At 35.6% G+C, this 19266-nt stretch carries 18 protein-coding genes; 9 read left to right on the forward strand and 9 right to left on the reverse strand.

Annotated elements, in window-relative coordinates; genetic code table 11:
• Positions 1–23 precede the first annotated feature (23 nt).
• The 9 genes from AB8P06_RS13810 to AB8P06_RS13850 all read right to left on the reverse strand — a co-directional run bounded on the left by AB8P06_RS13810 (position 24) and on the right by AB8P06_RS13850 (position 8891).
• The gene (locus tag AB8P06_RS13810) at positions 24–1880 is read right to left on the reverse strand and encodes a M61 family metallopeptidase (protein WP_369842602.1); all 1857 of its coding nucleotides are present in this window, start codon (positions 1878–1880) and stop codon (positions 24–26) included.
• 289 nt (positions 1881–2169) lie between these two features.
• Entirely contained in the window at positions 2170–3801 is a 1632-nt protein-coding gene (locus AB8P06_RS13815) for a M1 family metallopeptidase (protein WP_369842603.1), read from the reverse strand.
• Between the two features lie 76 nt (positions 3802–3877).
• On the reverse strand, positions 3878–4273 hold the full coding sequence (locus tag AB8P06_RS13820) for a hypothetical protein (protein ID WP_369842605.1): 396 nt from the start codon (positions 4271–4273) through the stop codon (positions 3878–3880).
• Between the two features lie 12 nt (positions 4274–4285).
• The gene (locus tag AB8P06_RS13825; protein ID WP_369842606.1) at positions 4286–5038 is read right to left on the reverse strand and encodes a methyltransferase; all 753 of its coding nucleotides are present in this window, start codon (positions 5036–5038) and stop codon (positions 4286–4288) included.
• Positions 5029–5766 carry a DUF2071 domain-containing protein gene (locus tag AB8P06_RS13830; protein ID WP_369842608.1) on the reverse strand — a complete coding sequence of 246 codons (738 nt, stop codon included), beginning with the start codon at positions 5764–5766 and terminating at the stop codon, positions 5029–5031. Before AB8P06_RS13830 ends, AB8P06_RS13825 begins: the two co-directional genes overlap by 10 nt.
• Entirely contained in the window at positions 5766–6146 is a 381-nt protein-coding gene (locus AB8P06_RS13835) for a DoxX-like family protein (RefSeq protein WP_369842610.1), read from the reverse strand. Before AB8P06_RS13835 ends, AB8P06_RS13830 begins: the two co-directional genes overlap by 1 nt.
• A gap of 251 nt (positions 6147–6397) precedes the next feature.
• A complete protein-coding gene (locus AB8P06_RS13840; protein ID WP_369842611.1) occupies positions 6398–6898 on the reverse strand; it encodes a MepB family protein in 501 nt (166 codons plus the stop codon).
• Positions 6899–6983: 85 nt separating this feature from the next.
• On the reverse strand, positions 6984–7811 hold the full coding sequence (tatC, locus tag AB8P06_RS13845; protein WP_369842613.1) for a twin-arginine translocase subunit TatC: 828 nt from the start codon (positions 7809–7811) through the stop codon (positions 6984–6986).
• Positions 7812–7931: 120 nt separating this feature from the next.
• Positions 7932–8891, reverse strand: coding sequence for a KpsF/GutQ family sugar-phosphate isomerase (locus AB8P06_RS13850; RefSeq protein ID WP_369842614.1), 960 nt, complete (start codon positions 8889–8891; stop codon positions 7932–7934).
• A gap of 157 nt (positions 8892–9048) precedes the next feature.
• Between AB8P06_RS13850 and recQ the strand changes: the two genes are divergently transcribed.
• From recQ to AB8P06_RS13895, 9 genes are all read left to right on the forward strand, one after another.
• Positions 9049–11253, forward strand: a complete 2205-nt coding sequence (gene recQ, locus AB8P06_RS13855; RefSeq protein ID WP_369842616.1) for a DNA helicase RecQ — start codon at positions 9049–9051, stop codon at positions 11251–11253.
• A gap of 470 nt (positions 11254–11723) precedes the next feature.
• On the forward strand, positions 11724–12803 hold the full coding sequence (locus tag AB8P06_RS13860) for a glycosyltransferase (protein ID WP_369842618.1): 1080 nt from the start codon (positions 11724–11726) through the stop codon (positions 12801–12803).
• A 67-nt stretch (positions 12804–12870) separates the two neighbouring features.
• The gene (locus tag AB8P06_RS13865; protein WP_369842620.1) at positions 12871–13221 is read left to right on the forward strand and encodes a hypothetical protein; all 351 of its coding nucleotides are present in this window, start codon (positions 12871–12873) and stop codon (positions 13219–13221) included.
• Positions 13222–13493: 272 nt separating this feature from the next.
• On the forward strand, positions 13494–14897 hold the full coding sequence (lpdA, locus tag AB8P06_RS13870; protein ID WP_369842621.1) for a dihydrolipoyl dehydrogenase: 1404 nt from the start codon (positions 13494–13496) through the stop codon (positions 14895–14897).
• A gap of 102 nt (positions 14898–14999) precedes the next feature.
• Entirely contained in the window at positions 15000–15854 is an 855-nt protein-coding gene (locus AB8P06_RS13875) for a proline and serine-rich protein 1 family protein (protein WP_369842623.1), read from the forward strand.
• Positions 15855–15970: 116 nt separating this feature from the next.
• Entirely contained in the window at positions 15971–16795 is an 825-nt protein-coding gene (locus tag AB8P06_RS13880) for a CvfB family protein (RefSeq protein ID WP_369842624.1), read from the forward strand.
• 92 nt (positions 16796–16887) lie between these two features.
• Positions 16888–17034, forward strand: coding sequence for a hypothetical protein (locus AB8P06_RS13885; protein WP_369842625.1), 147 nt, complete (start codon positions 16888–16890; stop codon positions 17032–17034).
• 191 nt (positions 17035–17225) lie between these two features.
• Positions 17226–17819 (forward strand): TetR/AcrR family transcriptional regulator, encoded by a 594-nt coding sequence (locus AB8P06_RS13890; RefSeq protein WP_369842627.1) that lies wholly within the window; start codon positions 17226–17228, stop codon positions 17817–17819.
• 92 nt (positions 17820–17911) lie between these two features.
• Positions 17912–19264 carry a TolC family protein gene (locus AB8P06_RS13895; protein ID WP_369842629.1) on the forward strand — a complete coding sequence of 451 codons (1353 nt, stop codon included), beginning with the start codon at positions 17912–17914 and terminating at the stop codon, positions 19262–19264.
• Positions 19265–19266 lie beyond the last annotated feature (2 nt).

A 19266-nucleotide genomic window follows, 5' to 3' on the forward strand; every position in this document is an offset into this window, starting at 1 on the left:
ACAATACCCTCGCTTTTCTTATTTTATTTCTTACCGGTTAACCACTGATCCTGCAGCTTTTGTTCTGCCGGAGTCGGATTGGCTTTGTATTGTAGTGTTTCTACAGAAAGCTTATCCAGAATGGCTTTTCCTTTAAGTTCTACTTTATCTGTTTTGTCGCCATTATTTCTTAAAACAACAACAGTAACATTTTGTCCGTCTTTAATCGTTTTGGTATAGTTGATAAATTCCTGAACATTTTGAATATTGATGGTTTTTCCATCCAATGAAAGAATTTCATCGGTGATTTTAAAGCCTATGCTTTTGGCGAAAGGGGATAAAGCCGAGCTTTCATCAAAAATAAACGTATTGTTCTTATCATTATATCTCGTTTGGTTAGGATCTTTGATAAACCAGAAAATAGGCGGAGTATCCTTTTTTGTCATTTCCACACCTACCTGGTTAAGGTACTCTGCATATGGAGTAGGCTGATTTCCTGCAATATATTTATTGTAGAAATCTTTTACCTGAGGATATCCGGTAACCGTTACCAATTCATCGATCAGCTTATCATCTTTGAAAGGCTTGTTTTCCCCGAATCTCTGAGACAGCTTTCTGATCATATCCCTGTAGCCCATCTCACCGTTGGACAGTTTTCTTAGCTCAATATCCAGACACATTGCAAGAAGAGCTCCTTTTTCGTAAACGTTTCTGTACTGGTCCTTATATTGATCAAGCAAAACATTTTTACTCATCACCGTAAACGGCATCGTGTCGTCGTAGTTTTTGGAGTTGGTAATTTTTTCATTGATTCTTTTCAGGAACTCATTTTTATCAATTAAGCCTTCCTGAATCTGGAATAAATTAGCAAAATATTCCGTTCCGCCTTCATACATCCAAAGGTGCTGTGACATTTTGGGATCGGCATAATCGAAGTAATGGATTTCTTCAGAGTGGGTTTTCAAAGGGTTAACCGTATGGAAAAACTCGTGTGAAACTACATCTGTAATCGTTTTATCAATCGCTTCTTTAGGCATCATTTCCGGTAAAACCACACTGGTGGATTCGTGGTGCTCCAAAGCTCCGAAACCCTTGATTCTCGGTCCGTCTGTACCTGCAAGATAAAGCATGATTGCGTATTTCTTATTGGTATTCATATCACCCAGGAATTTCTTCTGGGCAACCACCATTTTTTCCAGATTATCTTTAAAATCAGCAGCTTTATATTTTCCGGAAGGTGAATATACTCCCAAAACCAGATCCATGCCTCCTGCGTTGAAGGTAATGTAATCAGGCTTCGTGTACATCAATGGAGAATCCGTTACTTTAGCATAATTGGCCAGAGTATACGTATCTGTTGATTCAGATTTGTCCTGATCTACCAAAGCGGTAGTTCCATAAAAATCTGTCGGCTTCTGAACGATCAGCTGATACGGTACATCCTGCATATTATCGATATAACCGATGAAACCGTGGGTATTGATTAAATAAATCTTACCTGCCTCAATATCAGTTCCTGACGGAGAAAATACGGCTTTATGCTTGTCATTATCCATTTCATCATCAAAGCTGTCATTCACCAGATAGGTAATTTTAGTCAGATCTTTGGCATTCTTAAGAGAATAAGTGTTGTCATTAACCTTTGTGAAAGTTAATTCTTTCCCTTTGTTATCAAGAAATTTTATGCCTTCTACAAATCTTCCGTAATCGTCTACAGAATAAGTTCCGGGAACGGTTTTTGGAAAATGGAACTTTACATCACCGGATTTCATTTTGGGGAATTCCATGGTAACAGCGACTTTATCGTCTTTCACATTCACCAGATCAATATTGGTTTTAATAGACTGCGCATGAATAAAAGCAGCAGCTAAAATACCTAAGCTTAGTGTTATTTTTTTCATTGAGTTTGATTTATACTTAAATAGTTGTCATAAAAATCATTTTGTTACGAAGAAGTGTATTAAACTTTTCTTAAAACTAAAATAAGCATAATTGTAAAACTGCAAAATTGCTAAAAAGTAGAACTGCTGAGAGGTAAGGTTTAAATTATAAAACAAAGATTTATATTTTGGCTAATTAAGCGATTTTACTTTTTAGCAATTTTGCAGTTTTACAATTTCACAGTTTCACAGTTTTGCGATTTTACAATTAGACAATTCAGCCATTTTGCCTTTCCGCTTTTCCACCTATTTACTGCACCTTCTTATAATTGATGTAATAATTTTTATTAAACACTACCGGGCTTGCTTTCTTCAGCTTTACCGTTTGCCAGCTTTCAGTAGGCTTGATGGTTTCCTCATTGTCTATCCTGATCGGGAGCTTAAAGTTTTTAACCACATTGGTGTATCTGTATTGTAAAGTTTCTCCTTTCTGAGAATACTCCAGCGTTGGAATTTTAGTGGTTCTCAAATACTGGTTGAATACACTTGAGAAATCGATTCCTGCTTTTAAGGAAATATAATTTTCAACCTGTTCTGTCGTTACGGTCTGATGATAAAAATCTTTATTCAGTCCTCTTAAAATCTGTCTGAATTTTTCATCATTGTTGATCACCTGTCTGATGGTGTGAAGCATACTTGCGCCTTTAGGATACATGTCGCCGCTTCCTTCATTTCTTACACCGTATTTTCCGATAATGGGCACATCGTTGCTTACTTTGTGCTGAATCCCCTGTGCATAAGTGTCTGCGGATTTTTTATCCATGTATTTTTCCGTAAAAAGAACCTCTGAGTACATCGTGAAGCCTTCGTGAACCCACATGTCTGCCTGGTCTTTTGCGGTGATATTATTGGCAAACCATTCGTGGCCGCTTTCGTGGATGATGATGTAATCCCAGTTTAATCCAACTCCTGTTCCGGAAAGATCTGAGCCGAGATATCCGTTCATATATTTGTTTCCGTAAGCTACATTGCTTTGATGTTCCATCCCTAAATACGGAGAATCTACAAGTTTATATGAGTCTTCATAAAAAGGATAAGGACCAAACCAATATTCAAATGCAGAAAGCATCGGTTTTACCTGCTGGAACTGTTTTTTAGCCTTATCTAAATTATAATCCAGAACCCAGTAATCTAAATCCAGATTTCCTTTTTCGCCTTTAAAAGTATCTTTGAAATTCACATATTTTCCAATATTAGGAATAATGGAGTAGGCATTAATTGGATTTTTTACCTGCCATGTGAAAATATTTTTGTCGTTTTCCGTTTTCTTGTCAATCAGTTTTCCGTTTCCTACGCCCACAAGATCTTTAGGTGTAATGATTTTCATGATAACCCCATTGTCCGGCTCGTCACTCCAGATATCTTTCGTAGGAAGCCATATAGATGCACCGATTCCTTCATCGGCAACACTCATCCACGGATTTCCTTTTTCGTCTTTTGTGAAAACCCATCCGCCATCCCAGGGTGCATTTTTAGCAATCACGGGATTCCCGGAATAGGTAACATCGATTGTATATTTTTCTCCTTTTTTGAAGGCTTTTTTAGTCGTAATGAAAATGAAATCACCGTCCTGCTTATATTCGGCGATCGGGAAACTGGCTTCCACCTTATCTGCTTTCATCGGCTTTTGCAGGTCTATCTGGAAAACAGGGTTGGTAACATCTTTTATAATTTCAAAGCTGATTGTATTATTTCCTTTTATGTTTTTCTGCTCGAAATCCGGTTCTACAGACAGTTCGTATTTTTTTACATCCCAGAAATTACGGAATTTGGTATTGGAACCTTTTAAAGTATCCTGCTTGGTAAAAGCCTGAGGCCTTTCAAAGAATTGCCCGAAAACAAGTCCCGATGCAAACAGAAGGGTATAGGTCAGTTTTTTCATTTGAAATTAAATTAATCTATCCAAAAATAGAAAATTTAACAGCAATACGTTTATTTAATTAAAAATAATTTGTCTATCAATTAAAGGATATCATCCAGAAGACAACGCTCATGTACATCCAAAGTAAGGAGAAAAACAGATGTGCAACGGTTTCGAAAGTCTTTCCTTTCCATAGTTCTGACGAATAGCCGAAAAACTGAATGATCAGCCGGATAGTCCAGAAAATACCCAATCCAAATGATATTTTTTTACCGAAAGAGGTTTCGATCAATTCATTGGAAGATGTTATACAAAGCAACCCCATAAGAAATACAGTTAAAGCAATAAAGAGGGTATGGACGACCATTATTTGCCGATTGATCAGGCTCAGTGACCGGAGTTCTTTTTCCCAGTTAAAATATTTAGGAAAAATAATATGTACTAATGCTAAAACAATTAAAAGTCCGCCGATTATTTTTAAATGCAACTCCATCTTGATTGAATATTAAAGTGAATAGATGAAAATGGACATAAAAGGTGTAAATTTTATCTCCTTACATGATGCAAAGCCTGCATTTTCAAAAGCGTTTTTCCATGTAGTTTTTGAAAAAAAATGAGTAAACCCAACTGAGAATGCTAAAAAATTAGGAAAATCCCGTAAATGTTCTACCAAAATTACCTTTCCATGAGTTTTGCATACCCGGTGACATTCCTTTAAAAAAAGGATTTTTTCTTTGTGTGATCTTATCTCATGAGCCGCTGAAAGCAAAAAAATCAGATCAGCCGATTTCTCAGCCAGAGGTATTGAATCTGTTACCATCTGTTGAGTATCAGGATATACAAGGCTCACTTTTCGGGCTCTTATAATAGCCAGCTCAGTATGTCGTTTGGCATCATAAAAATCAAATACTTTTAAATCTGCTTGCGGAAAATTATCTTTAATAATATAGCTCGTTTCGTCGAAACCTGCATTAATATTCAAAATTTGTTTTACATCTTGTTTATCAACTGAACAGTTTTTCAACCAGTGAAATTTGTAATATCCTGAAAAATCATAAACATATGCAGATACTACTAAAGGCATTATAAGGCCATAAAGAAATGCTGCAGTAATAATCCAATATAAAAGATCCGGCCATTCAAAAATCTGACGACTGATGATAATTAAAGCCAGAATTCCTGTTCCTGCGATATAAAAATGGCGGTTAAAACTTAAGATGTTTAAAACGCCCTGAAATTTTCTTCTCTTTACTTCCATGGTTCTGTTTTTCCTTTCTTCCAGTAATACGGAATATTGTTAATAATAAAAGCATTGGCTAAAACAGGATTTCCGAGCTTCAGCGTATCTAAAAAATCAAAATGATAATCAATCACTTTTACAGGCTTAGGAATCCAGTTCTGTCTTACGCCTTCAATAATAAGAACTTCTTTGGTTTCTTTATTATAGGTGAATGTAAATGGCAATGGGCCTGCAAATCTTCTTGCTTCTTTCCAGTCTGCAAATGGTGAATCCTGAGGCAAAGAAATGTTTTCTTCTGTGGTGCTGAAGACAATTTTAAACTTTGATTTAATTGATTGTATTTCTTTTGTATTTTCTTTTTCAGTTTGCTGAATATCTGTTGTAGAATAATTGTAATGGGTAAATAAGTTACCCCGGAATTCCATTTTCTTTTTATCGGTTTCAGATTTCAGGATATATAAGCCACGTAATCTTTTTCCTGCATTGTTGGTGTATCGTACAAATACTCGATAACCTATCAGAAAAAAATCATTTCCCATAAATTTTGGAAATCCTTTGGGGCGAAGGTCTTTTGTTTGAACCATTGCCACTGCTACAAAAGCCCATTTATCCTGAAATGTGTCAAGCTCCAGACATTCGGGAATAAGATCCTGTAGTTGTTCTTTGGGAACAGTGAACGTCAAAACAAGCGAACTTTCAAAAAAAGCTTCAACAGCAAACGGGTGATTTTTTAAAAAGGCAAGCATTATGATTGAGGTGTTTTCGGATTTAAATGAAACTCATTGAAGTAAATAAGTAATATAAATAAAAAAGCAAATAAGGAATTGAATTTACCCCAAAGTAATAAGTCGGGGACTAAAATAAATTCAAGGATATTCATTGCTGCAATTGTTATAATTTGTAAAGTAGCGTTTAGTTTTGTCTTAATTCCTGTCAAAATCCATACAGCCATAACAATTTCTGACAATCCGATCAGAATGGTTAGCATTCTTGAGTGGGTATTGCTTAAAATCCTTGCAACAATCTGTTCATGGCGGGGAACAAGATTGAATACTTTGCAAAACAGTCCATTGATAATCCAGACTGTGGCAATGCAGTAATTCAATATGGTATGGATTTTTTTCATTCTGTAAAAATCATTAATTCTATTGATTGCAGAAAACTTTGGGAATGTATTTATAATTTCTTATTTCCCAAATCCCTTACAAATATATAATAATTTTCGAACTTTCAATAATTATTGAAAATATAATTTAAAATAATTTCCCTTTGAATTTAATGCTGTATTTTTTGAACGGCTATTTGTATGGAATAGATTTCAGAAATAGAAACATTATTGTTTTACCGGGATGAATGCTGAAATTCAGACCTGTTATTCTAGTGCTGTACTAAAATATTTTTGAGGGTATCAAAATTAATAATCGTAGAATCACTTATATCAATGAAAAATTGGATCTGCCAGTTTTGCGTTCTTTCAGCCTGCTTGCTTTCGGCCTTGTCCCATGGAGGATAAACCCGGAATCCGCGTTTGCCTTCCTTTTGACTGCTTGTCAGAATCTGTTTTTCTGCCAGTACCTTTTTAGGGAAAATAAAAAACCCGGAACTATTATTTTGTTCCGTCGCTATGATGTAGAAATCAAAATGATCGGATGATGTAAAAGGTTCCGTTTTTCCTGCCGAGTTTCTTCGCCACAGTGTCACAAACTGGCCGTTCTTCGTCGGTGTAATTTTGGCTTTCCTGAATTTGATAATGAATGTATTCAGTAAAAAATTGTGCCCGGAATACTCTTCAGATTCAGGATCGGCTGTAAGATTTGAAAGTTCTAATTGTAAAGCTTTGAAGACAGAATTTTCAATCCGGTTTATTATTTCAACCATTCCTTTTTATTCTTTACTTTACCGATTTATCCGCTTTTTACTTCTTAACCTTTTTGCTCTTTTGCCTTTCCGCCTTCTACAAAGCCTACTTCTGAACTGCCGGAAGATTTCCTTCTCTTTTCTGAACTTTTTTATAAGTATAAGAACACATGATAATACTGAACTCATACAATAAAAGCAATGGCATGGCAGCCATCATCATACTCAAAACATCTGCCGGAGTAATGATTGCAGCTACTACCATGATCAGAACGATAGCATGACGACGGTAAGTCCTCATAAATGTTGGAGTAAGAATTCCAATAGTAGTGAGGAAATAAATAAGAATAGGGAACAGGAAAATAACACCCATTCCTAAAATAACCTGTAAAAATAAAGTGGTATAATCACTGAGATCATATAACGGAACGATAATATCTGAAATTTTGAAAATTACCCCGAAGTTGACCGCAAACGGAAGAATTAAAAAATATCCGCACAAAACTCCGGTCATAAAAAGAATCCAGACAGCATTAATGATAAAGATTGAATTCTTTCTTTCCCTTGGATGCAAAGCCGGACTGATAAAACGCCATAACTCCCAGACAATATAAGGAAATGCTGCAATAATTCCCCCAAAAATAGAGACCGACATCATAACATTAAACTGCTGGTAAAGCCTTTGTACACGCACAGGGAAATCTTTTGGAAGATGAATACTGTCTTCCCCCAAAAGCATTCTGGAAAAGTGATTGACAATTTTAAATGTTGGAAAATCGTTTCTCGTGGGACCAAAGAAAATATGATCCATAATCCAGTTGATATTAAAACCGACTGCGAAAGCGGCGATTACAATAGCAATAATTGAGCGTACGAGGTGACCTCTTAATTCTCCAATATGCCCAAGAAAGGACATTTCTTTACCTTCACTCACAGAATAATTTTTTAAAGTTCCAAATTTATGAAATATTTAAAGAAGTTAGAGGTTAGAAATCAGCTTTACAAACAGATTGAGTATTTACTGATTTCTAACCTCCGGCTTCTTACTTCTGATTTAGTTAATTCCTTCGTCTAGCAGCTTATGCAAATCAATAATCCCGAAATATTTTCCGTTTTCAGTAACCACAAGCTGGCCAATGTTGTTTTCTTTAAGAATTTTCATAGCTTCTTTTGCCAGGGTATTTCTTTCGATGGTTTTAGGATGGGCAGACATAATGTCTTTCGCTAAAACTTTAGAGACATCATCGCCTTTCATCAGCATTCTCCTCAGATCTCCGTCGGTAATCACACCAATGATCTTGTCTTCATTCGTCACAACGGTAATTCCGTGTCTGGATGCACTGATTGAGATAATAACATCTCTTACCGGAGCATCTTCCGTAACCTGAGGTTTTTGTGAAGAAAGAAAATCATCAACTTTTGAAACCAGGTTTTTTCCTAAACTTCCTCCCGGATGGAATTTTGCAAAATCATTTTCTTTAAAATCATTCAGCTCCATAAGGCAAATGGCCAACGCATCGCCAAGCGCCATTTGTATCGTTGTGGAGCTTGTAGGTGCCAGTTTATTCGGGCATGCCTCAAGGTCTACGTGAGTATCCAGGATAATCTCAGAGAACTCTGCAAGTTTACTGTTTTTATTTCCTGTCATTCCGATCAGTGCGGAAGAATAATCTTTTAAATAAGGAACAAGATTCGCTATTTCCGGTGAATTTCCTGAATTTGAAATGCATAAAACGACATCCTGTTTCTGAATAACTCCCAGATCTCCGTGAATAGCTTCGGAAGCGTGAAGGAACTGTGAAGGCGTTCCTGTAGAATTTAAAGTGGCTACAATCTTATTGCCGACGTGGGCAGATTTTCCGATCCCCACTACAATTAATTTTCCTTTTGCCGAATGAATGACTTCTACAGCTTTTACAAACTGGTCATCAATCCTGTTTTTTAATTTTTCAAGTTCTGAAATTTCTATTTCTAAAGTGCTCTTTGCAATTGAGATGATATCGGTCTTTTCCATTTTTATTTTATAGGTATACAAAAAATCTCTTAAAAAACGTTATATTTAAAAAAGAATATTTAATATAAATTTTATTTTTTATAAATTCGTTCGCTTTTATTTTAAGCAAAAAATTTATAACTTTGGATAAGATGCAAATTTAGCAATAGAAAATTAGATGAGCGCAAAAAAAGCCAATTTATCAGGCGAATTGAAAAAGTATTTCGGGTTTTCTACTTTTAAGGGTCAACAAGAACAAATTATAGAAAATCTGTTAGATGGAAAAGATATATTTGTTTTGATGCCGACAGGAGGAGGCAAATCATTATGTTACCAACTTCCGGCTCTTATCTCTGAAGGAACGGCAATCGTAGTTTCACCCCTAATCGCATTAATGAAGAATCAGGTAGATGCTGTAAACGGTCTTTCATCAGACGACGGGGTAGCACACGTTTTAAATTCTTCATTAAATAAAACTCAGACCAAGCAGGTTTTTGATGACATTAAAAGCGGTAAGACAAAACTTTTATATGTAGCTCCGGAATCGTTAATTAAAGAAGATTATCTTGATTTCCTTAAAGAAGTTACCATTTCTTTCTTTGCTATTGACGAAGCGCACTGTATTTCAGAGTGGGGACATGATTTCAGGCCTGAATACAGAAATTTGAAACTTATTATCGACAAGATTGCTAATGTTCCGGTGATTGCCCTTACCGCTACAGCAACCCCTAAAGTACAGGATGATATCCAAAAAACTTTGGGAATGGCGAATGCTTTGGTATTTAAAGAAAGTTTCAACCGTCCCAATCTATATTATGAAGTTCGCCCCAAGGTGAATGTAGATAAGGAAATCGTTAAATTTATCAATCAACATAAAGGTAAATCAGGAATTGTATACTGTTTAAGCCGGAGAAAAGTTGAAGAATTTGCTCAGCTTTTACAGGTAAACGGGATCAATGCATTGCCTTATCACGCCGGGCTGGATCAAAAGGTGAGAGTGGCCAATCAGGACAAATTCCTGATGGAAGAAGTAGATGTAATCGTAGCTACCATTGCATTCGGAATGGGAATTGACAAGCCGGACGTACGTTTCGTTATTCACTATGATTTCCCGAAATCCCTGGAAAGCTATTATCAGGAAACGGGAAGAGCGGGAAGAGATGGCGGAGAAGGCTATTGTCTAGCATTCTATGATCCTAAAGATATTGAGAAATTAGAAAAATTCCTGGCCCAGAAACCTGTTTCGGAAAGAGAAATCGGATTACAGCTTTTAAATGAGGTGGTAGGATATGCCGAAACCTCAATGAGCAGAAGGCAGTATATTTTATATTATTTTGGGGAAATCTTTGATCCTGTAACCGGAGAAGGAGCTAAAATGTGTGACAATGCATCAGATCCTCCAAAACTGAAAGACGCAACCGATGATCTCAAAAAAGTATTGGAGCTTATTAAAGATACCGGAGAAAAATTCAAATCCAAAGACCTTATTTCCGTTATCGCAGGAAAAGAAAATGCCGTTACCAAGTCTTATAAACTTGAGCAGAGCTCTCATTTCGGCTTCGGAAAAGAAGAAAAAGATAATTACTGGAAAACCATTCTAAGGCAGGCTACCGTTCAGAATTTTCTGCAAAAAGATATTGAAACCTACGGTGTTTTAAAAATTGCAGAAAAAGGACAATTGGTTTTGAAAGGTAAGCTGGAACATTCGTTTTTAATAGCTGAAGACAGGGAATTTGATTTAACCCAGGCGAAAGCTGAAAGTGATCAGATCCAGATGCAGTCCGGTGGTGGTCTGGACCAGAATTTATTTGGACAGCTTAAAGAATTAAGAAAAAAAGTAGCTAAAAAATACGGAATTCCGCCTTATACGGTTTTTATGGATCCGAGTCTGGAAGATATGACGGTTCAGTATCCGATTACTGTAGAAGAAATAGCCAAAATTTACGGAGTAGGTGAAGGAAAAGCCAAAAAGTACGGGAAAGAGTTTGCTGACTTTATAAAAACCTACGTTGAAGACCATAATATTGAACGTACTCAGGATATGGTTTTGAAGCAGGTTGCCAATAAATCCAGTCACAAAGTTTTCATTATTCAGAGCACGGATAAAAAAATTGACCTTGAAGATATTGCAAGAGCCAAAAACCTGAGTATGAATGAATTGCTGAAGGAAATGGAAAGTATTGTTTACCAGGGTACAAAACTCAATATCGATTATTATATTGAAGATAATTTTGATGAAGATATAGTAGACGGTTTCATGGAATTTATGAACGAATCTGAAAGTGACAGCATGAAAGTGTTATTGGATGAATTCGGGGATGAGCTTTCTGACGAAGAAGTGAGAATGCTGAGGATAAAATTCATCAGTGACGTTGCCAATTAAAAATAATCTCAGAAACAAAATAATTAAAAGAAATTCTTCAAAAGAGAGTTTCTTTTTTTATGGATGAACTGTTATTTTACTGCAAATCGAGACAAAGAATAGTAAATGAATACTGAACAAAGCCGCGCTGCTTATTGGTAAAATACAAGAATGAGATAGACTTTTATTTTAAACCATTAAGAATATTTAAGTAATATTTTACATGTTATCTTAAGCGATGGTATTACTTTAATAAGTTTACGCCTTTATTTAGCTTAATATTTCTCTTTAAAAAAAACTTTGTCTTCCCTTGCGTTATTATAAAATAAATTTAATGGTTGTTTATTTAATAAAACACCAGTCTGAATACAACCTAAAAATTCTTTTTTGTTCTTAATAACTTAATATTCTTAATGGTAAAAAATGAATATTAAATCTTCTGCTTCCCCAATATTTGAAACTTACCCAAACTTTTTACTAAATTTACATTGATGAAAAAGATTTCTGTCATATTTATTCTGCCGGATTTGGAAACCGGAGGCGCAGAAAGAATTGTTACCACTATTGCGAACCATCTCTCAAGAGATCGGTTTGAGCCCAAGATTTTGCTGTTACGCAAACAGGGCGGATATCTTAATCTTGTAAAAAAAGATGTTGAAATTATTGATCTTAATACCGAAAGGATCAGGCATTCGTTAAAACCTATTTTAGGAGAAATTTACAGGAGAAAACCCGATATTGTATTTTCCGGGTTCGGAGAAGTGAATGCTTACTTATCATTATTTATCAAGCTTTTTCCAAGGACTAAATTTATTGCAAGGGAAACCAATGTTGTAAGTCAGCATGTCACAAGAAAAGAGATCAGGTTTTTCTATAATTTCTATAATAACTATCAACGGATCATTGCTCAAAGTGATGATATGATGAAAGATCTGACGAAGAATTTCAATGTTAATTCCAATAAAATTGTCAAAATAAACAATCCTGTGGACTTTGATTTTATTGATGAAAAGCTGAGGAATTCTGCCAAGCCGGAAAGTTTCAAATATAATTTTAAAAATGTGGTAGCTATTGGAAACCTGTCCTCAAGAAAAGGTTTTGATAATCTTCTGAAGGTGTTTTCAAGGCTTAAAAATGAGAATATTTTACTGCATATTTTAGGAGATGGAAAAGACAGGGAAATCCTGCATCAGATGAAAGATTTCCTTGGATTGAAGCATGTTTTTTTTCATGGCAGACAGGATAATCCGTACCAGTTTCTGAAATATGCCGACCTGTTTATTCTTTCCTCAAGATATGAAGGCTTTCCGAACGTTTTACTGGAAGCCGGAGCCTGCGGTACCTATTCTCTGGCCAATAACTGCCCGGGTGGGATTAATGAGATTATTCAGAACCGTGTGAACGGGGAAATTTCAGATATTGACAATCATGAAGATTTTTCACAGAAAATAATGAGCATTTTGCATCAGTCTTACGATAAAGAGGCTATTAAAAATTCTATTAAATCCAGATTTTCAAAGAATATTATTTTAGATAAATACGAAAAAGTTTTGATGGATCTGATGAAATAATAAGATTATTCAGACTTTCCGTACATTTGTCGACAATAATTTTATCTAAAAAATCAAGATTTCAAACATGAAAAAAATCCAGAAACTAGGATGTTTGTGTGAAAAACCGGAATTGAATCATACAGATTATAGAAGTTCTGAAGTTGGTACAGCTCAAACTAATGGAAAAAGAATCGATGTAAATATTTTACAATGTAAGCTTTGCCAGAGAATATGGATTAATTATCGTGTTGAATTTGAAAACTCTCCAAATTCAGGAAGATGGTATAAAGGAATTATTACTAAGAAAGATGTTGTCGGTGCTACGGTTGAAAATGCTTTAGAGCATTTGGAAAATATGGACTGGTATTTATATGGTGGTGATTTTTTTGGAAATGAAGGAACATTCGGGCAAGGAAAACTGAACATTAATGTATAAATTCAGGTGAGCATCATATTATATATTGCAGGCACTATTGCTTTTTTTTCAGGAATAATATTGATGATTTTAGGAGGCATTAAATTTGGAATTGCTTTGATTTTTCTTGCAGTAATTATATGGATAAATGCAAATAGATAATTACTTCTTATATTTTTCTTAATTCCCGGGTTCAATATATAAACTTGACAAAACTCACTTGGGGGTATGGTAATTAATCGTTAAATTTGTAAGACTAAGAAAGATAATAATAAACAAATTCATAAAATAACATGAGTCAATTTGATGTTACCGTAATAGGTTCTGGTCCTGGTGGTTATGTTGCTGCAATCCGTGCAGCACAATTAGGCTTCAAAACAGCAATTATTGAAAAATACCCAACTCTGGGCGGAACCTGCCTTAACGTTGGATGTATTCCGTCAAAAGCGCTTCTAGACAGTTCTGAACATTTTGAAAATGCCAGGCATAATTTTGCAGGTCACGGAATCATTATCAATGAGCCGCAAGCTGACATCGCAAGAATGATCGAGCGTAAAAACGAAGTAGTAAAGCAGAATACAGATGGTATCAATTACCTGATGAATAAAAATGCAATCACTGTTTTTGAAGGAGTGGGAAGCTTTGAATCGGCTACTCAGATTAAAGTAACTAAAAATGACGGTTCATCAGAAACGATCGAATCTAAATATACCATTATTGCTACCGGTTCTAAACCTTCTTCTTTACCTTTTATCAGTATCGATAAGGAAAGAGTGATTACATCCACGGAAGCGTTAAACCTTAAAGAAATCCCTAAACACTTAGTGGTAATCGGAGGTGGAGTAATCGGTCTTGAATTAGGATCTGTTTACTTAAGATTAGGAGCTCAGGTAACTGTTGTTGAATTTATGGATAAGATCATTCCGGGAATGGATGGAGCTTTAAGTAAAGAATTAACGAAGGTTCTTAAAAAACAGGGAATGAAGTTTATGCTTTCTACGGCAGTTTCAGCGGTCGAAAGAAATGGAGATTCCGTGAAAATTACCGCTAAAGATAAAAAAGGAGAAGAAGTAGTTGTAGAAGGAGATTATTGTTTGGTTTCTGTAGGAAGAAGACCTTACACAGACGGTCTTGCTCTTGAAAAGGCAGGTGTGGAACTGGACGAAAGAGGAAGAGTAAAAACAAATGACCATTTACAAACCAATGTGGCTAATATTTATGCCATCGGTGATGTGATCAAAGGAGCAATGTTAGCTCATAAAGCCGAAGAAGAAGGTGTCTTGGTTGCTGAAATTTTAGCAGGCCAGAAACCACATATCAATTATAATCTAATTCCCGGCGTTGTTTACACATGGCCGGAAGTTGCCGGAGTTGGTAAAACCGAAGAGCAGCTGAAAGAAGAAGGAGTAGCTTACAAGGTAGGTTCTTTCCCGATGAGAGCTTTAGGCAGAAGCCGTGCAAGCGGTGATGTAGACGGTTTGGTGAAAATTATTGCTGACGAAAAAACAGACGAAGTTTTAGGAATGCACATCGTAGGAGCAAGAGCTGCCGACCTTATTGCAGAAGGTGTTATTGCGATGGAATTCCGTGCAAGTGCTGAAGATATTGCAAGAAGTTCTCACGCCCACCCAACCTATGCAGAAGCTATTAAAGAAGCTGCATTGGATGCTACGGCGAAGAGACCTATACATATGTAATTTTTATTGAAAGATTTAAAATCATATATAAATTAAAGAGAAGTGTTATCGCTTCTCTTTTTTTTGGCATAAAAATGGAGTTGGACTTAATAAATTTATTTTATGAAGAATATTTTTATCAGTTTGATGTTTTTTGCAGGCATTAATTCATTTGCGCAGGAAGCAGGAAAAGCAGGTGATCTTTTAAAAAATGAAGCTTCTGCGACAGAGATGCAATCACCCAAAAGCTTAAATACAAAAAATAATACATTTAACCAGTCTAAATATAGAAATAGCACAAGCTCAAACCAGAAAGTAAAAAATCCGGATTATCAGTGGAATACAAATTATGGTTATGCAGAAGTTTTTCTACGAATTCCCGAGCAGGGATTTTTCACGGTGGAAGTTGATGACCAGGCCATTTCAAACGGCTCCGGAAAATACCGTTTTTTTGATCTATCATCCGGAAGAGTTCCGATATCCATCTACGATAATGGATTTTTAATTTACAGAACCACATTAATGCTTCGGAATAACAATAGATTAGTGCTGGATTTTTTTACCAATGAAGGCCTTTATTTATTGGATTCATATCCTGTTCAGGGGCAATATTCAGGTTTCAGTGACTGGAATGATGTATGGAACAATCCTTATGGAAATCAGTCAGGAAACTGGCATAACGGTGGAAATGTAATGGATGATACTACTTTCGGTAAGTTTATTGAAATGCTGGAAAGAAATGAAAAATTTGATGACGGTAAAATGGCGATGATCAATCAGCAGATGCGCAGTTCATTGTTTACTTCTTATCAGATAAAAAGTTTGGTGAAATCTTTAAGCTTTGATCGGAATAAATTGGATCTGGCTAAATCTATGTACCGGAAATGTGCAGATAAAAACAAATATTTTCTGGTTTACGATGCGTTCGATTATGAAAGCAGTAAACGGGAACTTATGGAGTTTATAACAAAATCATAACATACAGGGAAGAGAAGTTTTTGCTTCTCTTTTTTTATTCTTTCGTAAGCGTCGTAAAGAGAAAGAATTATTTTTTGCTTAATTATCCGTAGCTTTGCAGACTAATTTGATCATTAATGCTACTCGGAAAAACTCAGACTTTAAAAATTTCAGAAAAAATAAGTTCAGGATGGATACTCACTGACGAATCTGGTGAAAAAGCTTTTTTACCCAAAATTTTCATGCCGGAAGAAAAGGAAATCGATGAAGAAGTTGAGGTTTTTGTATATCAGGATGATAATAAACTGAAAGCAACGACTGAAATTCCGTTAGCGGAAGTGGGAGAGTTTGCCGTAATGAACTGTGTACAGAGCCTTCCCAGTGGAGCATTTATGGATTGGGGAATCATCAAAGATTTATTCATCCCTTACAAACAGCAGAAATCTAAAATCATTGAAGGCAAGAGATATCTTGTCAATATTTACGTAGATGAAGACCTGGACCTGATCACAGGAACGACTAAGTTTAAAAGAAATCCGCAATATGAAAACCTGCCTTTTCAGAAAGGAGACAAGGTAGACCTGATCTTAATGAATGAAAGTGAGCTGGGCTGGAATGTGGTGATCAATAAAAAATACATCGGATTGATTTACGCATCTGATGTGTACAAAAAACTATATCCTTTATCTGAAGAAACAGGCTATATAAAAGCGATTCGTGAAGACGGTAAAATCGATGTTTCCCTGCAGCCGGAAGGATTTGAAAATATTGATGAATTTAAACAGAAGATCCTTGATAAACTAGGGGAAAACTACGGACTTCTGTATCTTTCCGATAAATCTACGCCGGAAGAGATCAAAGATGAAATTCAGATGAGTAAAAAGAATTTCAAAAAAGCAATTGGCGGACTTTATAAAGATAAAATTATAGACATCCTGGAAGACAGGATAAAATTATTATAAAACAAAACGGGCAGAAATTTCTGCCCGTTTTTTATTTTGTAAATATTATAAGAAAATCCAACAGTACGGAGCTGAACATTCAACCCGGCTGAATGATAGAGATATTTCACATCACCCTTTTTCTTTTCGTTCTTATCCACAATCTGCTTCTTGTTTTCATAGAAATGATAGCCTGTATCACCAGAGATATTTTCCTGAGAAAAGAAGTATCCACACACACAAGAGCTGAGAATAAATAAAATTTTTCGCACCGGTTGTTAATTTTCCGGCAAGATGAAAAACAGTCTATTCTTTGTGGATTAACAATACTTAATTTGAATACTGAGCTTTAAACCTGACGGATGTCATATAATTTTGTTTAATTATTTTGTTTAACAATTTTGTCAAAAAAAATGTTTGATTTATATTTGCACAAATTTGTTTAACAAAAATGTCAAATCAAGCAAAAAAAGACCAAACACAAGAATTGATCAAAGAGACAACGAAGAATTTATTCTTTGTGAAAGGGAAGTTTGACGCTACCACTCAGGAAATTGCTGATGCAGCAGGAGTCAACAGAACGCTTATCAACTACTACTTCCGCTCGAGAGATAATCTGATCCAGATTATTTTTGATGAAGCTCAGAAGGTTGAAAAGGAAAAATCTGAAATCATTATGACTTCTGATTTACCTTTTAAAGAAAAGATGGGACAGTTTATTGAAGGAAGCTTAGCGACAAGTCTTCAGTATCCGTATCTGGAAACATATATCGTTTCACAGATCAATAAAGGAAACTGCCATAAAAAAGATATCGAAGAAGATGAACTGGAAAAACTGTATAATGATATTAAAACTGAAATGGAATTGGGAAATATTGCTACAATGAAGCCTATCCAGTTTCTTTTAAATATGGTTTCTCTTTTGGTTTTCCCGAGTGCGGTACGTCCGCTTCTTATGGAAAACCTGATGATTGATGATGAAGAATTTGACCAGATTATTTCAGAACGCAAAGAGATTATTCTGAATATGTTATTTAAAAATTAAAAAACGTTAAAGTATTTTTAAATATGATTCGTTCTTTAAAAATAAAATACTGATAGAAAATAATATTAAAAAAATAAACGAAGTATAAAATTATGAAAAGAAAACGTATAACTGCACAAAAGCTAAAAATTGGGATAGCGGCTGCATTTATGATTTTCGGCTTTTCATCAGTGTCTGCTCAACAGCAGGTTTCCCTCCAGGAAGCTATTAAACAGGCACTTCAAAACAAGGCAGAGGCTAAGAAAGCTGCTTTACAGATCAAAAAAGCTGAATACAAAATTGATGAAGCCAGAGCCGGAGCTTTACCACAGGTAAGTGCTACAGCGGGTTTAACTTATAATCCTATTATTCAGGAGTCCTTGCTTGAATTTGGCGGAGAAAGAATTAGAGCTCAGTTGGGACAGCCATGGAGTTCTACCGCTTCCGTACAGGTTCAGCAGGCTATTTTTGATCAGAGAGTCTTTACAGGCCTTAAGGCAGCGAAATCAACAAGAGAATTCTACATTCTGAATGTTCAGCTGACCAACGAGCAAATCATCGAAAATGTTGCAACAGCCTACTATCAGGTATTTGTACAGGAAGAAAATTTGAAAACGGTAGAAGCAAGCTATGCCAATACGGAAAAAGTAAGAAATGTAATCAAAAGTTTGGTTGATAACGGCTTGGCAAAAGCGATCGATTTAGATAGAACGAATGTTCAGCTTACCAATATCGGATCAAACAAACAGACATTGATCAACTCGGTAGAGCTTTCAAAAAATGCTTTGAAATTTTATATGGGAGTTCCGATCAGTACCGATATTGAGCTTGAAGAAAAAACGATCGAACCAAAACCGGAGCTGATTGCCAGTAATGTAAACCTTGACGACCGTACGGAGATCAAAGTTTTAAATAAAAACAGAGAACTTCTTGTGTATAATAAGAAAGCAACGGAAGCTTATCTGTATCCTACCGTAAACCTGGTAGCAAATTACGGCTGGGGCGGACAAGGAGGAAAATTCCCTCTTACAAACGGGATTAACAAAGGAGTTCTCTGGAGTGATTATTCAGCGATCGGCTTAAATATAAACATCCCGATTTTCACCGGTGGTGCTACAAAAGCTAAGATCAACCAGGCGGAAATTGATATTCAGGATTTAGATCAGGATATTCAGAATACCCAGTTAAACTTAAGCCTGGATTATAAAAATGCAGTTACCAATATGGAAAATGCACTGATCAATATCGAAAGTATGAAAGATAATGTAGGTTTGGCAGAAAGGGTTCAGAAAAACACGCAGTCAAATTATCAGTACGGTCTGGCAACATTGACAGAAGTTCTGGATGCTGAAAATGCATTGACGCAGGCTAAACAGAACTATTCAAACGCATTATTGGATTACAAGCAGGCTGAGATCAAATTAATTAAAGCTAAAGGAGAATTAAGCACATTACAAAACCCATAATA

This window comes from Chryseobacterium tongliaonense (genome assembly GCF_041224435.1).
Taxonomy (GTDB): Bacteria; Bacteroidota; Bacteroidia; order Flavobacteriales; family Weeksellaceae; genus Chryseobacterium; species Chryseobacterium tongliaoense.

Excerpts from the sequence above, each read along its gene's own strand:
- AB8P06_RS13880 (WP_369842624.1), top strand. The coding sequence starts at position 15,971 with ATGCTACTCGGAAAAACTCAGACTTTAAAAATTTCAGAAAAAATAAGT.
- AB8P06_RS13835 (WP_369842610.1), bottom strand. The coding sequence starts at position 6,146 with ATGAAAAAAATCCATACCATATTGAATTACTGCATTGCCACAGTCTGG.
- AB8P06_RS13810 (WP_369842602.1), bottom strand. The coding sequence starts at position 1,880 with ATGAAAAAAATAACACTAAGCTTAGGTATTTTAGCTGCTGCTTTTATT.
- AB8P06_RS13825 (WP_369842606.1), bottom strand. The coding sequence starts at position 5,038 with ATGGAAGTAAAGAGAAGAAAATTTCAGGGCGTTTTAAACATCTTAAGT.
- recQ (WP_369842616.1), top strand. The coding sequence starts at position 9,049 with ATGAGCGCAAAAAAAGCCAATTTATCAGGCGAATTGAAAAAGTATTTC.
- AB8P06_RS13875 (WP_369842623.1), top strand. The coding sequence starts at position 15,000 with ATGAAGAATATTTTTATCAGTTTGATGTTTTTTGCAGGCATTAATTCA.
- AB8P06_RS13865 (WP_369842620.1), top strand. The coding sequence starts at position 12,871 with ATGAAAAAAATCCAGAAACTAGGATGTTTGTGTGAAAAACCGGAATTG.
- AB8P06_RS13820 (WP_369842605.1), bottom strand. The coding sequence starts at position 4,273 with ATGGAGTTGCATTTAAAAATAATCGGCGGACTTTTAATTGTTTTAGCA.
- AB8P06_RS13885 (WP_369842625.1), top strand. The coding sequence starts at position 16,888 with ATGATAGAGATATTTCACATCACCCTTTTTCTTTTCGTTCTTATCCAC.
- AB8P06_RS13895 (WP_369842629.1), top strand. The coding sequence starts at position 17,912 with ATGAAAAGAAAACGTATAACTGCACAAAAGCTAAAAATTGGGATAGCG.
- AB8P06_RS13860 (WP_369842618.1), top strand. The coding sequence starts at position 11,724 with ATGAAAAAGATTTCTGTCATATTTATTCTGCCGGATTTGGAAACCGGA.
- AB8P06_RS13850 (WP_369842614.1), bottom strand. The coding sequence starts at position 8,891 with ATGGAAAAGACCGATATCATCTCAATTGCAAAGAGCACTTTAGAAATA.
- AB8P06_RS13830 (WP_369842608.1), bottom strand. The coding sequence starts at position 5,766 with ATGCTTGCCTTTTTAAAAAATCACCCGTTTGCTGTTGAAGCTTTTTTT.
- AB8P06_RS13890 (WP_369842627.1), top strand. The coding sequence starts at position 17,226 with ATGTCAAATCAAGCAAAAAAAGACCAAACACAAGAATTGATCAAAGAG.
- lpdA (WP_369842621.1), top strand. The coding sequence starts at position 13,494 with ATGAGTCAATTTGATGTTACCGTAATAGGTTCTGGTCCTGGTGGTTAT.
- AB8P06_RS13815 (WP_369842603.1), bottom strand. The coding sequence starts at position 3,801 with ATGAAAAAACTGACCTATACCCTTCTGTTTGCATCGGGACTTGTTTTC.
- AB8P06_RS13840 (WP_369842611.1), bottom strand. The coding sequence starts at position 6,898 with ATGGTTGAAATAATAAACCGGATTGAAAATTCTGTCTTCAAAGCTTTA.